Here is a 14,207-nt window from a genome sequence, read left to right on the forward strand (position 1 = left end):
ACCTACTGACCGAGGCCGGCGGCACCACCGCAACCCCAAACAACCAACCCCAGCAACAAGGGGCGCCACCCATCCCAGGTGGCGCCCCTTCCTGCTGTTACCGGCGTACTGCCGCCGGAGCCCTTACGGGGGCCGCGATGGTGGCGGCTTCCTCGTCCATGTCTACTACTGCGCCGCTGAATTGGGCGTTGTAGAGGCGGGCGTAGGCTCCGTCGGCTGCCAGCAGTTCGTGGTGGCTGCCTTGTTCGACGATTGCGCCGTTCTCCATGACGAGGATGAGGTCCGCGTCGCGGATCGTGGAGAGGCGGTGGGCGATCACGAAGCTGGTGCGGTCGGAGCGGAGGGCGGCCATCGCCCGCTGCACCAGGACCTCGGTGCGGGTGTCGACCGAGCTGGTCGCCTCGTCCAGGATCAGCAGTTGCGGATCGGCCAGGAACGCCCGCGCGATGGTCAGCAGCTGCTTCTCACCGGCACTGACGTTGCTGCCCTCCTCATCGATCACCGTGTCGTACCCGTCGGGCAGGCTGTGCACGAAGCGGTCGACGTACGTCGCCTTGGCAGCGGCCAGCATGTCCTCCTCGGTGGCCTTCAGGTTGCCGTAGAGGATGTTGTCCCGGATCGTGCCGCCGAACAGCCAGGTGTCCTGCAGCACCATGCCGATCCGCGACCGCAGGTCGTGCCGGGTCAGCTCGGTGATGTCGACACCGTCGAGCGTGATCCGCCCGCCGTTCAGCTCGTAGAACCGCATGACCAGGTTGACCAGCGTGGTCTTGCCCGCACCGGTCGGACCGACGATTGCGACCGTCTGGCCGGGCTCGGCGATCAGGCTCAGGTCCGTGATCAGAGGCTTCTCCGGGTCGTACGAGAACGACACGTGCTCGAACTCGACCCGCCCGCGGGAGTCGGTGACCTTCTCCGGCGTCGCGTCGTCCGGCACCTGCTCCTCGGCGTCCAGCACCTCGAAGACCCGCTCGGCCGAGGCGACCCCGGACTGCAGCAGGTTGGCCATCGAGGCGACCTGGGTCAGCGGCTGGGTGAACTGCCGCGAGTACTGGATGAACGCCTGGACGTCGCCCAGCGACATCGTGCCGGAGGCGACCCGCAGACCGCCGATGACCGCGATGACCACGTAGTTGACGTTCCCGATGAACATCATCACCGGCATGATCAGGCCCGAGATGAACTGCGCCCCGAACGCGGCCTGGTACAGCTCCTCGTTCTTCCTCGCGAAGCTCTCCTCGATCTCCTTCTGCCGGCCGAACACCTTCACCAGCTCGTGCCCGGTGAACGCTTCCTCGATCTGGCCGTTCAACGCGCCGGTATGACGCCATTGCGCGACGAAGCGAACCTGCGACCGCTTGGCGATCACCGCGGTGAGGACCATCGAGATCGGGATCGTGACGAGCGCGATCAGAGCCAGCAGCGGCGAGACCACGAACATCATCGTGACCACCCCGATCACTGTCAGCAGTGAGGTGAGCAGCTGACTCAGGGTCTGCTGCAGGCTGGTCGAGATGTTGTCGATGTCGTTCGTCACCCGGCTGAGCAGCTCGCCGCGGGGCGCGCCGTCGAAGTAGCTCAGCGGCAGCCGGTTCAGCTTGCCCTCGACGTCGGACCGCAGCGCGAGGATGGTTCGCTGGACCACGCCGTTCAGGATGTAGCCCTGCATCCAGGACAGGAAGAACGCCCCGACGTACAGGCCCAGCACCATCAGCAGGACGTTGCGCAGGGCATCGAAGTCGATGCCGACGCCCGGGATCAGGTCGATCCCGCCGAGCAGGTCGGCCAGCCGGCCGTTGCCCGAGGCCCGGGTCTGCTCGATCACCTGGTCCTTGGTCAGACCGCTCGGCAGTCGCTTGCCGATCGCGCCGGCGAAGATCAGGTCGGTCGCGCGACCGAGGATCTTCGGCCCGAGGACCGACAGTGTGACGCTGCAGACCGCCAGCGCGACGACACCGCTCACCTGGAGCCGATGCGGCCGCAACCGTCCGAGCAGCCGCCTCGCCGACGGACCGAAGTTCATCGACTTGTCCCCCGGGATACCACCCGGAGGCCCGAACGCACGGCCCGTCGTCGGCCGCTCGGTCGCCTTCACCGTCGCCGCACCACCGGCGGGCGCAGCCTCAGGCGCTGGTCCCTGTCCGTTCGGAGAGGGCGGTGTCTTGTTCTCGCTCATGCACGTCCTCGCTTCGCTGCGGGCGCGCATGAGCGACACCGCTCGCTGTGTTCGATGGTGAACTCGCTTCGCTCCTTCACGCTGCCTCCTCCGCGGATCGCTGGGACTCGACGATCTCGACGTACGTCGGACAGGTGTCGAGCAACTCGTCATGCCGGCCCTTGCCGACGATCGCGCCGTCCTCGATCACCACGATCTGGTCGGCGTCGACGATCGTGGACACGCGTTGCGCCACGATCACCACACACGCTTGCGCCGTGATCGGCCGCAGCGCCGCCCGCAGCCGGGCGTCGGTGGACAGGTCCAGCGCGGAGAAGGAGTCGTCGAACAGGTAGATCTCCGGCTTGCGGACCAGTGCCCGCGCGATCGCGAGCCGCTGTCGCTGGCCGCCGGACACGTTCGTCCCGCCCTGCGCGATCGGCGCTTCCAGCCCTTCCGGCATCGCCTCGACGAAGTCCTTGCCCTGGGCAATCTCCAGCGCGTCCCAGAGCTCCTCGTCGGTCGCGTCCGGATTGCCGTACCGCAGGTTGCTGGCGACCGTCCCGGAGAACAGGTACGGCCGCTGCGGCACCAGGCCGATCCGCTCCCAGAGCGCCTCCGGCTCGATGTCGCGTACGTCGATCCCGTCGACGAGCACCCGCCCGTCGGTGGCATCGAACAACCGCGGCACCAGCGAGAGCAGCGTCGTCTTGCCCGCACCCGTGCTGCCGATGATCGCGGTCGTCTGACCCGGCGATGCGACGAGGTCGATGTTGCGCAGTACCGGCTCGGCCGCCCCCGGGTACTGGAACGACGCGTTCTCGAAGACCAGTTGACCGCGCCCGGTGAACGACTTGATCGCGGTGACCGGCGGCCGGACCGAGGACTCGGTGTCGAGGACCTCGGAGATCCGGTCCGCGCAGACCGCGGCGCGCGGCACCATGATCATCACGAACACGCCCATCATCACCGAGAACAGGATCTGGATCAGGTAGCTCAGGAAGGCGGTCAACGCACCGACCTCCATCGTCCCGTTCTCGACCCGGGAGGCGCCGAACCACAGCACCGCGATGCTCGACACATTCAGGATCAGCATCACGGTCGGGAACACCAGCGCCATCAGCCGGCCGGCCCGGATGGCCGTGTCGGTCAGGTTCTGGTTCGCCTCGCCGAAGCGCTCGACCTCGTGCGGTTCGCGAACGAACGCGCGGACCACCCGGATGCCGGAGATCTGCTCACGCAGTACCCGGTTCACCCCGTCGATGTTCTTCTGCATCTTCCGGAACTGCGGCACCATCCGGCTCGCGATGAAGCCGACGCAGATCGCCAGCAGCGGTACGGCGACGGCCACCAGCCAGGACAGGCCGACGTCCTCGCGGACCGCCATGAACACGCCGCCGATCATCGTGATCGGTGCGGCCACCAGCATCGTGCAGGTGGTGACCACCAGCATCTGGATCTGGGTGACGTCGTTCGTACTGCGCGAGATCAGCGTCGGCGCGCCGAACTGGTTGACCTCCCGCGCGGAGAACTCGCCGACCCGGTGGAAGACCGCGGCCCGGACGTCCCGGCCGAACATCGCGGCCGTCTTCGCACCGAAGTACACGGCGATGATCGTGCAGGTGATCTGGACCAGGCTGACGGCGAGCATCCAGCCGCCGGTGTCCACGATGTAGCCGGTGTCACCCTTGGCCACGCCGTTGTCGATGATGTCGGCGTTCAGGCTGGGCAGGTAGAGAGAGGCGATCGTCCCGACCAGCTGCAGGGCGACCACTATGGACAGGTTTCCCACGTACGGACGCAGGTGCGTACGCAAGAGTCGAACTAACATCGATCATCCCCAGAGTCGTGATGGCGGGCACCGTCTAGTGCGTACTCGGCGGCGCCCTCGGGGGCGGCGTGCTGACCGGAGGCGTGCCGGCGGACACCGTCGAACGCGAAGTCGACGATCTCCTCGGCGGTCAGTACGACGCCACCGGAAATCATTGGGTGGGTGGCGGAGAAAGTGATCAGCCCGATCCGGCGGACCACCTCTTCGGGCGGGAAGCGCAGCTGGTCCTGATCCGGGCGGAGCAGGTCGGCGAACGCAGCGTTGGCCAGGTCGGACTGCCGCTTGCGGCGGGCCTCGTCCATCGGCGTGGACTTGAAGTCGGGCGGCCGGCGCATCCGTAGGGTGAACATCAGCTTGAAGACGCTGCGCAGACGGTTCTGACCGACCTCGACCGCGGCGATGGTGCGCTCCCGCAGCGGTAGCGAGCGGTCGACCTTCTCCAGCGCCGTGATCAGGTCACTGGTGTCGAACGCGGTCGCCATCACGGCGTCGATCAGCGCGTCCTTGCTGCCGAAGGCCCGGAAGATCGTCCCCTCGGCGATCCCGGCCGCTTCGGCGATCTGCTTGGTGCTCACCTCGGCGCCGAACTCCTCCAGCAACGGCAGCGCGGCCCGGACGATGGCGGCGCGCCGTTCCTCGGGTGGCAGTGGTGTGGCTCGTGGTGTCACGTGTTCGAGAGTAACTGAGTGAGTACTCACTCACAACTGAATTCACACTTTCGGGCCAGACCGGTTCTCCACCAGCGCGGAGACGCCGTCCAGCAGCCGCGCGAGACCGTATTCGAACGCATGATCGGAGTCGTACGGCGCGTCGAACTCATTCCCGACCGTCGTCCCCACCCGGGTCGCGAGTGGAAACTGCTGGGCATCGGCGATCTTGTCCAGGTGCGGCACGTGCGCCAGCCACCACTCCTTGTCGGTCATCCCCGACCGCTGGATCACCTGCCGCGCCTCGACGTCGGTCCGCACGGCGCCGTGCACATACCCGTTCACCAGCGCCACGGTCGCATCCATCTCGACGTCGGTCAGGCCGATACCCTCGACCGCCTCGAGTTCGTACTCGTACTTCGCCATCACGTGCGGACCGAGCGGTGGGCGATTGACCGCGATCTGGAGCATCCACGGGTGGCGCAGATACAGCTCGCGGTTCTCCCGGGCCACCTCGTCGAGCCGGGCTCGCCAGTCCCCGTCCACGTCACGCCGCGGCAGTTCGCCGTACACGGTGTCGAGCATGACGTCGAGCAACTCACCCTTGCCCGGGAAGTAGCGGTACAGCGTCATCGCGCCCACGCCGAGCTCGTCGGCGACGCGGCGCATCGACATCGCACCGATCCCCTCGGCATCGGCGATGCGCACAGCGGCCTCGACGATCCCCTCCACGGTGAGCGCCGGCTTCGGCCCGCGGGTCGGCCGCGGCCGCCGGCGCCAGAGCAACTCAAGGCTCCGCGCCTGGTCCCCACTGCCGCTGTACTCCTGATTCATGTGCGCGATTCCTCCGGATTGGCTACACTCGGCCGCACTTCGTACAGCGTACTCAGTTTAAAAGTTGATTGACCTCAAGCACTGTCGAGGTTCTACGGTCGAGAACTGTCGGTGCTGTCCTGAATCATCGACCTTCCCGATCGACCGATCCCAGCGGAGCACAGCCGTGAGCATGGAGATGACCGCGTGGAACTCGCTGTACCACGCGATGCACGCCCAAGACGAAAAACGCCCGTTCTCACGGGCCACACTGCTGCGGATCCTCGCCTTCGCGCGCCCGCACCGACGGCAACTGATCGCGTTCCTTGTGCTGAGCGTCGGCGCGGCCGTGCTCGCGGTCGCGACGCCGGTGCTGGCCGGGCACGTGGTCGACGCGATCGTCGACCGCAAGGAATTCAGCGTCGTTCTGCTGCTGTCCCTACTGATCGCGGTGATCGCCATCGCCGAGGCCGGGATCAGCCTGTGGACACGCTGGCTGTCGGCGCGGATCGGTGAAGGACTGATCCTGGATCTGCGGACGGCGGTGTTCGACCACATCCAGCGGATGCCGATCGCGTTCTTCACCCGGACCCGGACCGGCGCGCTGGTGTCTCGGCTGAACAACGACGTGATCGGCGCACAGCGCGCGTTCAGCGACACGCTGTCCGGCGTCGTCAGCAACCTCGTGATGCTGGTGCTCACGCTGGTCGTGATGCTCGGTGTGTCGTGGCAGATCACCCTGCTCTCGCTCATCCTCCTGCCGATCTTCGTCGTACCGGCCCGCCGGATCGGGACCAGGCTGGCCGCTCTGCAGCGGGAGGCGGCGGACTACAACGCGACCATGAGCACGCAGATGACCGAGCGGTTCTCGGCGCCGGGCGCGACGCTGGTGAAGTTGTTCGGCCGGCCGACACGGGAGTCATTGGAGTTCGCGATCCGGGCGCGGCGGGTGCGCGACGTCGGCGTGCGGACCGCGATGGTGCAGTGGATCTTCGTCACCGCGCTGACGCTGGTGTCGGCGCTCGCGCTGGCGCTCGTCTACGGACTGGGTGGCTTCTACGCGCTGCGCGACCAGCTCGACGCGGGTTCGGTCGTGTCGATGGCCTTGCTGCTCACCCGGTTGTACTCACCGCTCACGGCGCTGGCGAGTGCGCGACTCGAGGTGATGACCGCGCTGGTCAGCTTCGAGCGCGTCTTCGAGGTGCTGGATCTCGAGCCGCTGATCAAGGACAAGCCGGACGCGGGCCGGGTGCCCGAGGGGCCGGTGACGGTCGAGTTCGCGCAGGTCAGGTTCGCGTACCCGTCCGCGGACAAGGTCTCGCTGGCCTCGCTCGAGGAGGTCGCCAAGCTCGACACCCGCGGCGGTGTCGAGGTGCTGCACGACGTGTCGTTCCGCGCCGAGCCCGGGCAGATGGTCGCGCTCGTCGGCTCGTCCGGCGCCGGGAAGTCGACCATCGCGCAGCTCATCCCCCGCCTGTACGACGTCGATGCGGGAGCGGTGAGGCTCGCCGGGGTCGACGTACGGGACGTGTCGGCGGAGTCGCTGCGGGAGACGCTCGGCATGGTCACGCAGGACGGTCACCTGTTCCACGACTCGATCCGCGAGAACCTGCTGCTGGCGCGGCCGGAAGCTTCGGAGGCCGACCTGTGGAATGCGCTGACTCGGGCGCGGCTGGGTGAGTTGATCAGGTCGCTGCCGGATCAGCTGGACACCGTTGTCGGCGAGCGCGGGTACCGGCTGTCAGGTGGTGAGCGGCAGCGGCTCACGATCGCTCGCCTGCTCCTCGCGCAGCCGCGGGTCGTGATCCTTGACGAGGCGACCGCGGCGCTGGACTCCACCAACGAGGCAGCTGTCCAGGCGGCGCTGACCGAGGCACTGGCCGGACGTACGGCGGTTGTGATCGCGCACCGGCTGTCGACCATCCGGGCTGCGGACCAGATCCTCGTGATCGAGGCGGGCCGGATCATCGAGCGTGGCACTCACACGGATCTGCTCGCTGCGGCTGGGCGGTACGAGGAGCTGTACCGGACGCAGTTCGAGCAGCCGGACAGCGGTGCGGCCGATGTGGAGGCTGTCTCGGTCTGAGGTCATGTGCGCTGGATCGCTTCTTGAGCCGTGGTTAGGGAGGACGTCGGGTTGGCGGGTACGGGGCAGCAGGAGCTGGTGGGGTGTGCGGTGGTGTTCAAGCCGGCGGACCCGCCTCGGGAAGGCCGGATCGCGTTCTGGGATCCGGACGGTGGGCAGCTTCCGCTGGGCGTCGGTGAGCAGACGGAGTTAGAGCTGGTCGTCGACGCGGAGCCGCGGTCGGTCCGTGCGCTCGAGCTGACCGTTGCGGAGGCCGTGCCGGTGCTCGGCCGTGCGCGGCGCGCGCCCGGCGCCCACCCGTCCGCGGCGTTCTGGGGCGGCGCTTCGCTCATCGCACTGCAGTTGGTGGCCCGGGGCAAGCTTCTGCCCGGCGTCTCACCCGGCGGCCACGACGCCTGGCGCGCCGGCCCACTCGACGCCGCCGACGTCACCCGCCTCCTCAAACTCGCCGAAGCCATGCCACCGTCGGCCCGGGCCCTCCCCCTCGAATCCGCCTCGCCCGGCGGCCCATCGGCCGCTCCCGGGTCCCGGTCGGGCGGGACTGGCGGTGCGGTGCGGTTGCCTGTGGCTGAGGAGTTGGTTCGGGCGTTTGTGGATGCGGTGGCGGATGGGATGCCGCGGTCGCCGGCCGCGGCGAAGGCTCATCAGACCGGGCTGTTCGCGGCGTCGGCGCCACAGCGGGCCGAGCGGTTGCGGTCGTGGGCTGACGAGGTGTCCGTAGGCTTGGACACCGGGGTGCGGATCTCGTTGCGGATCGAGATGGCCGAGTCGCTGGCGTTCTCGGCGGTCGTGCAACTGCACAGCCTCAAGGACCCGACCTTGGTGCGGGACGCGTACGACGTCTGGGCCGAGGACGTCGCCGGATTCGGGCCGCGGGCGCGGATCGACGCGACGCTGGCGATCCGGCGGGCGGCGCGCGCCTGGCCGGCGTTGGGTCGCCTGCTCGACTCCGCCGTACCGGATCGGATGGAGCTGGCCGATGAGGAGGTCGGTGAACTGCTGGCGGGCTCCGCGCAGCGGTTGACGGCGGCCGGGGTCGACCTGCACTGGCCACGCAGCCTCGGTCGTGCGCTGACCGCTCGGGCCGCGATCACATCGTCGGACGGACCGCCCAGCGATCTGCCGAGCTTCTTCGGCGGCGACGCCACTCTCGACTTCAGCTGGCAGGTTGCCCTCGGCAATGACCCTGACAGCGAGCCACTGACCGAGGCAGAGATGGACAAGCTGGCCGAAGCGACCCGACCAGTGGTCCGGCTTCGCGACCAGTGGATGCTGATCGACCCCGACCTGGCGCGGAAGGCCCGCGAGCGCATCCTCAAACCGGTCACGGCGATCGACGCCCTCGGCGCAGCGCTCACCGGCAGCGCCGAGATCGACGGCCGCCAAGTCACGATCGAACCGACCCGCTGGCTCGCGGAGCTGCGCGCCCGCATCGCCGACCCCGACCGCGCCGACGAGCCGATCGAGGCGCCGGCCGGACTGCACGCCACCCTGCGCGACTACCAGCTGCGCGGTCTGCGCTGGCTCTCCCGGATGACCTCGCTCGGACTCGGCGGCTGCCTGGCTGACGACATGGGTCTGGGCAAGACGATCACCCTCATCTCGCTCCACCTGCACCGCCAGGACTCGCCGGCAACAGCCGGTCCGACTCTCGTCGTCTGTCCGGCGTCCCTGCTCGGCAACTGGGAGCGCGAGGTCCAGCGCTTCGCGCCAGGCACTCCGGTACGCCGCTTCCACGGCTCCTCGAGATCACTCGACGACGCCGAGGACGGCTTCGTGCTGACGACGTACGGGACCTTGCGGCGCGACGCCGTACGGCTGGCTGGTCATCGGTGGGCGATGGTCGTCGCCGACGAGGCGCAGCATGTGAAGAACCCGTCGTCCAGTACGGCGAAGGCGTTGCGGACCGTGCCGTCGCAGGCGCGGGTGGCGTTGACCGGCACGCCGGTGGAGAACAACCTGTCCGAGCTGTGGGCGATCCTCGACTGGACGACGCCGGGGTTGCTCGGCCGGCTCGGCACGTTCCGGAACCTGTGGGCAGCGCCGATCGAGGCGGACAAGGACGAGGAGGTCGCGGAGCGACTGGCGAAGCTGGTGCGGCCGTTCCTGCTCCGGCGCCGCAAATCCGATCCCGGCATCGCGCCCGAGCTCCCGCCGAAGACCGAGACCGATCAGCCGGTGTCGCTCACGCGTGAGCAGGCGGTGTTGTACGAGGCAACGGTTCGCGAGCTGATGACGGAGGTGCAGGCCAGCGACCGGATGGCTCGGCGCGGGCTGATCGTCAAGCTGCTGACCGGTTTGAAGCAGATCTGCAACCACCCGGCGCAGTACCTGAAGGAAGGCGACAACGGGCGCCTGGACGGACGATCCGGGAAGCTCGAACTGCTCGACGAACTGCTCGAGACGATCGTGGCCGAGGACGGCGCGGTCCTGGTCTTCACGCAGTACGTCGCGATGGCGCGGCTGCTCGAGCGACATCTGGCCGACCGCGGCATCGGTACGCAACTGCTGCATGGTGGGACGCCGGTGCCGAAGCGTGAGGAGATGGTCGAGCGGTTCCAAGCCGGCGAGGTGCCGGTGTTCCTGCTGTCGTTGAAGGCCGCTGGGACCGGACTCAACCTGACTCGGGCGGATCACGTCGTGCACTACGACCGGTGGTGGAATCCGGCGGTCGAGGATCAGGCGACGGACCGGGCGTACCGGATCGGGCAGACGCGGCCGGTGCAGGTGCACCGTTTGATTGCCGAAGGCACCATCGAGGACCGCATCGCCGCGATGCTGAGCAGTAAACGCGAGCTCGCCGACGCCGTCCTGACCGGAGGCGAGGCGGCCCTCACCGAACTGTCCGACACCGAACTCGCCGACCTCGTGGAGCTGAGGGGTGCGCGATGACGGAGGCTCAGGGATTCCCGGCCTTTCCCGCGCAGCGGCGGAGCACGCGAGGGCGTTCGTGGTGGGCGCGGGCGTGGGTGCAGGCACTCGAGGACACCTCGCTGGATTCCGGCCAACTGCGGAAGGGACGGCAGTACGCGAACTCCGGTCAGGTCGGGACGATCACGATCAGCCCGGGCCGGATCGCGGCGACCGTCTACTCCCCCGACGACACCTTCGAGGCCGTCGTCCAGGTCGACGAGCTGAGTGACGCCGACCGGAGCCGCTTCCTCGATCAGGTGGCCGCTCGGGCTGGTCACATCGCGGCACTCCTGGACGGCGAGATGCCGCACGACCTCGTGGAAGCGGCGGCCGACGCGGGCGTCTCGCTGCTCCCCGGCATCGGCGACCTCGACCCCAGCTGCACCTGCGACGGCTGGGAACTCCCCTGCCAGCACGCGGCCGCCCTGTGCTACCAGGTCGCCTGGCTGCTCGACTCCGACCCGTTCGTCCTCCTCCTTCTCCGCGGCGCCTCCCGCGACGACCTGCTCGACCAACTGCAGACGAGGAGCCAGACAGCACCGGCCGACGAGGCTGACGAAGCCGGCGAAGCAGGTGCATCACTGCACGACGTACTTGCGACTCCTGTCGGCGCGCTGCCCGACGTTCCGGAGCTGCCGAGAAAGGTCGTGGTCGACGAGCTGGCGGTGAGTGGGATCGAGGCGCCGGCAGGGTTCGGGCCGACCACGTTGCCGATGCTCGTGCTGGACGCGGCTCGGCGGGCTCGCGCGCTCTTGAACGCACTCCTGAACGGCACAGCCGAGCCGCAGCGGCTCAACGAATGGCAGGACGCAGTACGACTGGCAGCGGACTTCCCCGAGTTGACTGACACTCTGGCCAACGCAACCGGACGACAGGAAGAGCTTGCCCTAGGCATCCAAGCCTGGCGGTACGGCGGAGCACCCGGACTCGACGTACTCGAGCACACCTGGACCCCCGATCCCGCCGAGCTCGCCCGCGCCAGGACCGAACTGCTGGCCGCCGACGACGAGCTCACCATCCAGGTCCTCGGCAACCAACTCACCCTCGGCCCGGACACCCAGCTGAGACTCGACCACCACGGCCGCTGGCATCCGTACCGCCTGGTCGACAACACCTGGACCCCAACAGCACCCGCCACCACCGATCCCCTCACCGCCCTGGCGACCGAGCCGTAAATCCGATGCGACCACCGGACAACGTGGCTAAGGTGGCGGGAACTTCGGAGCATCGAGGAGGTGAGTTGATGTCGGCGCGAACGAGCGCTGCCGCATGTCCGGCAGCCAACACGCTCATCCAACTCACCCCGGGTTCCGTCTGACACAGACCGGCGGAACCCCTTGCCCGAAAGGGATTCTCCGTTGTCCATCACCTGGAACACCCGCGCCGAGAGGCCGGCCGACGCCGACACGGTCCGTGACATCACCCGGCAGGCCTTCGGCCGCCAATTCGAGGTCGACTTCCTCGATGCCCTGCGCTCGAACCCGCATGCCATCCTCCCGGGTTTGTCGCTCGTGGCAACCACACCGGACGACCAACCGGTCGCCTATGCGCTCCTGACCCGCGCCTACGTCGGCGACATCCCGATCCTGTCCCTGAGCCCGGTCGCCGCACTTCCGGCGTACCAGAGACAAGGCGCAGGGAGCGCGGCCGTCATCGCGGCGCTCGACACAGCACGTGATCGTGGTGAGCAGACCGTCGTCGTGCTCGGTCACGACACGTACTACCCGAGGTTCGGATTCCGGCAGGCGACCGAGTTCGGCATCCACCATCCGCAGTACGACGGACCGAACCTGATGACGCTCGCCCTCGGTGATCAGCGACCGCCCACTGGTCACCTGAAGTTACCAGTCACGACCTGATCGACCGCGGAGCCGCCGGGGCGTAACGCAGTCTCCGGCGGCCCCGCGGCGGTCGGCACTTGAACGTTCGACAGTGAGTACGGCGGGCGGTCGCAAAAGGTTCAGCCAAACTCGCCGAATCACTTGCGCACCTGCCTTGTATACATGAAACAGTCGACAGGACCGCCTACTCAGGAGCACGCGATGACTCGTCGACTTCCGTTCTTACTGAACCGCTCCAGCAGGAGCTACCGCCGCCGGCCGATGGTCGCCGGAACCATGGTGGGGGTGATCGCGCTGGCGCTCGTCGGGACGGCCTGTTCTCCCGTCGAACCGGCCGGCAACGACGGGGGCGGGGAAACCCGGTCGGCGGGCGGCCAGGACGTGTTCGGCGACCCGGCCGATCCGGCACAGGTCAAGCAGGGCGGCACGCTCACGGTCGCGCTGTCCGCGGACCCGGACAAGCTGGACCCGTCGCTGTCGCGCAGCCTGTACTCGCGCTACGTCTTCCACACCATGTGCGAGAAGCTGTACGACCTCGGCCCGGACGCGAAGGTCGTACCGCAACTGGCCACCGCGCTGCCGACGATCTCGGCCGACGGGTTGAGCCTGACCATCCCGCTGAAGCAGGGCGTGAAGTTCGCCGACGGCGGGACGATGGACTCGAACGCGGTGAAGATCTCGATCGAGCGGGGTCTGACGATCGCCGGCTCCGGCCGCAAGAGCGAACTCGGCCCGATCACCTCGATCGACACGCCGGACCCGAACACCGTGGTGATCAAGCTGTCGAAGCCGTTCGCCCCGCTCACCGCCGCGCTGGCCGACCGGGCCGGCATGGTGCTGAGCCCGGCCGCGGTGTCGAAGCTCGGCGCGAACTTCTCCAACGCGCCGGTCTGTGTCGGACCGTTCAAGTTCGCCAGCCGGGTCGCGCAGAACTCGATCAAGGTGGTCAAGGACCCGCTGTACTACGACGCCGCCAAGGTGCACCTGGACGCGATCGAGTACCGGATCATCACCGACTCCAGCATTCGCTCGGCCAACCTGAAGTCCGGTGACGCGCAGATCGCCGACTCGCTGTCGACGCAGGACGCGCCGCAGTTGCAGAAGGACAGCACGATGACCGTGCTGCAGTCGCAGTCACTGGGGTACCAGGGCCTGACCATCAACGTCGCGAACGCGAACGGTATCGGCAAGCCGCTCAAGCAGCTCGACACCCCGATCGCGAAGGACCCGCGGGTCCGCCAGGCGCTGGCGCTGTCGATCGACCGTGAGGCCTTGGTGAAGTCGATCTTCAACGGGCTGAACACGGTCGCCTGCTCGCCGGTCTCGCCGAAGAGCGAGTTCACTTCCGATGCCGCGCAGGTCTGCCCACCGCACGACCCGGCGAAGGCGAAGCAACTGCTGGCCGATGCCGGCGTACCCACGCCGTACAAAGTCAGCATGATCACCTCCAACAACCCGGACAGTCTGCGCCTCGCGCAGGCGCTGCAGGCGATGGTGAAGGACGGCGGGTTCGAGCTGGAGATCAAGCCGGTCGAGTACGCCTCCTTGCTCGACCAGCAGGACCGTGGTGAGTTCGAGCTGTTGCAGCTCGGCTGGTCCGGCCGGGTCGACCCGGACGCGAACATCTACAACTTCGTCGGCTCGGAGGGCAGCCAGAACGTCGCCGGCTACAGCAGCCCCGACGTGGACAAGCTGCTGACCGACGCGCGGCAGTCGACCGACAAGGCGCAGCGGATCAAGCTGTACGGCGACGTCGTCAGCAAGCTCCAGCAGGACGACCCGCTGATCTACATGTACCGCCAGCGCAACCTGACCGGCGTCTCGAAGAAGCTCCTGGGTGTCCAGACCTTCCCGGACGGCGTGATCCGGACGGCGTTCGCCGGATTCGCGAAGTGAGCGTTCTCTCCGCCCGCGGGCGGCG

General features: G+C 68.1%; 9 protein-coding genes. 5 read left to right on the top strand and 4 right to left on the bottom strand.

Annotated features, from left to right (window positions below; all coding sequences use genetic code 11):
* Positions 1-97: 97 nt before the first annotated feature.
* The 4 genes from E0H75_RS24030 to E0H75_RS24045 form a co-directional block, all read right to left on the bottom strand.
* Positions 98-2,176 carry an ABC transporter ATP-binding protein gene (locus tag E0H75_RS24030; protein ID WP_131515880.1) on the bottom strand — a complete coding sequence of 693 codons (2,079 nt, stop codon included), beginning with the start codon at positions 2,174-2,176 and terminating at the stop codon, positions 98-100.
* 76 nt (positions 2,177-2,252) lie between these two features.
* Complete coding sequence (locus E0H75_RS24035) at positions 2,253-3,986, bottom strand: ABC transporter ATP-binding protein (protein ID WP_131515881.1); 1,734 nt, start codon at positions 3,984-3,986, stop codon at positions 2,253-2,255.
* A complete protein-coding gene (locus E0H75_RS24040) occupies positions 3,980-4,654 on the bottom strand; it encodes a TetR/AcrR family transcriptional regulator (RefSeq protein WP_238163235.1) in 675 nt (224 codons plus the stop codon). The genes E0H75_RS24035 and E0H75_RS24040 overlap by 7 nt, the downstream gene beginning before the upstream one ends.
* 42 nt (positions 4,655-4,696) lie before the next feature.
* Positions 4,697-5,467 (bottom strand): TetR/AcrR family transcriptional regulator, encoded by a 771-nt coding sequence (locus E0H75_RS24045; protein ID WP_131515882.1) that lies wholly within the window; start codon positions 5,465-5,467, stop codon positions 4,697-4,699.
* Between the two features lie 172 nt (positions 5,468-5,639).
* On the opposite strand from E0H75_RS24045, the gene E0H75_RS24050 reads away from it, so the two are divergent.
* The 5 genes from E0H75_RS24050 to E0H75_RS24070 all read left to right on the top strand — a co-directional run bounded on the left by E0H75_RS24050 (position 5,640) and on the right by E0H75_RS24070 (position 14,182).
* The gene (locus E0H75_RS24050) at positions 5,640-7,532 is read left to right on the top strand and encodes an ABC transporter ATP-binding protein (RefSeq protein ID WP_475009186.1); all 1,893 of its coding nucleotides are present in this window, start codon (positions 5,640-5,642) and stop codon (positions 7,530-7,532) included.
* A 51-nt stretch (positions 7,533-7,583) separates the two neighbouring features.
* On the top strand, positions 7,584-10,424 hold the full coding sequence (locus E0H75_RS24055) for a DEAD/DEAH box helicase (RefSeq protein WP_202873139.1): 2,841 nt from the start codon (positions 7,584-7,586) through the stop codon (positions 10,422-10,424).
* Positions 10,421-11,620 carry an SWIM zinc finger family protein gene (locus E0H75_RS24060; protein ID WP_131515884.1) on the top strand — a complete coding sequence of 400 codons (1,200 nt, stop codon included), beginning with the start codon at positions 10,421-10,423 and terminating at the stop codon, positions 11,618-11,620. Before E0H75_RS24055 ends, E0H75_RS24060 begins: the two co-directional genes overlap by 4 nt.
* Positions 11,621-11,803: 183 nt before the next feature.
* Positions 11,804-12,304: a GNAT family N-acetyltransferase gene (locus E0H75_RS24065; protein WP_238163236.1), complete on the top strand. Its 501-nt coding sequence runs from the start codon at positions 11,804-11,806 to the stop codon at positions 12,302-12,304.
* Positions 12,305-12,487: 183 nt separating this feature from the next.
* Positions 12,488-14,182 (top strand): ABC transporter substrate-binding protein, encoded by a 1,695-nt coding sequence (locus E0H75_RS24070; protein WP_238163237.1) that lies wholly within the window; start codon positions 12,488-12,490, stop codon positions 14,180-14,182.
* Positions 14,183-14,207 lie beyond the last annotated feature (25 nt).

The sequence above is a fragment of the Kribbella capetownensis genome, from assembly GCF_004331485.1.
In the GTDB taxonomy this organism is placed as follows: domain Bacteria; phylum Actinomycetota; class Actinomycetes; order Propionibacteriales; family Kribbellaceae; genus Kribbella; species Kribbella capetownensis.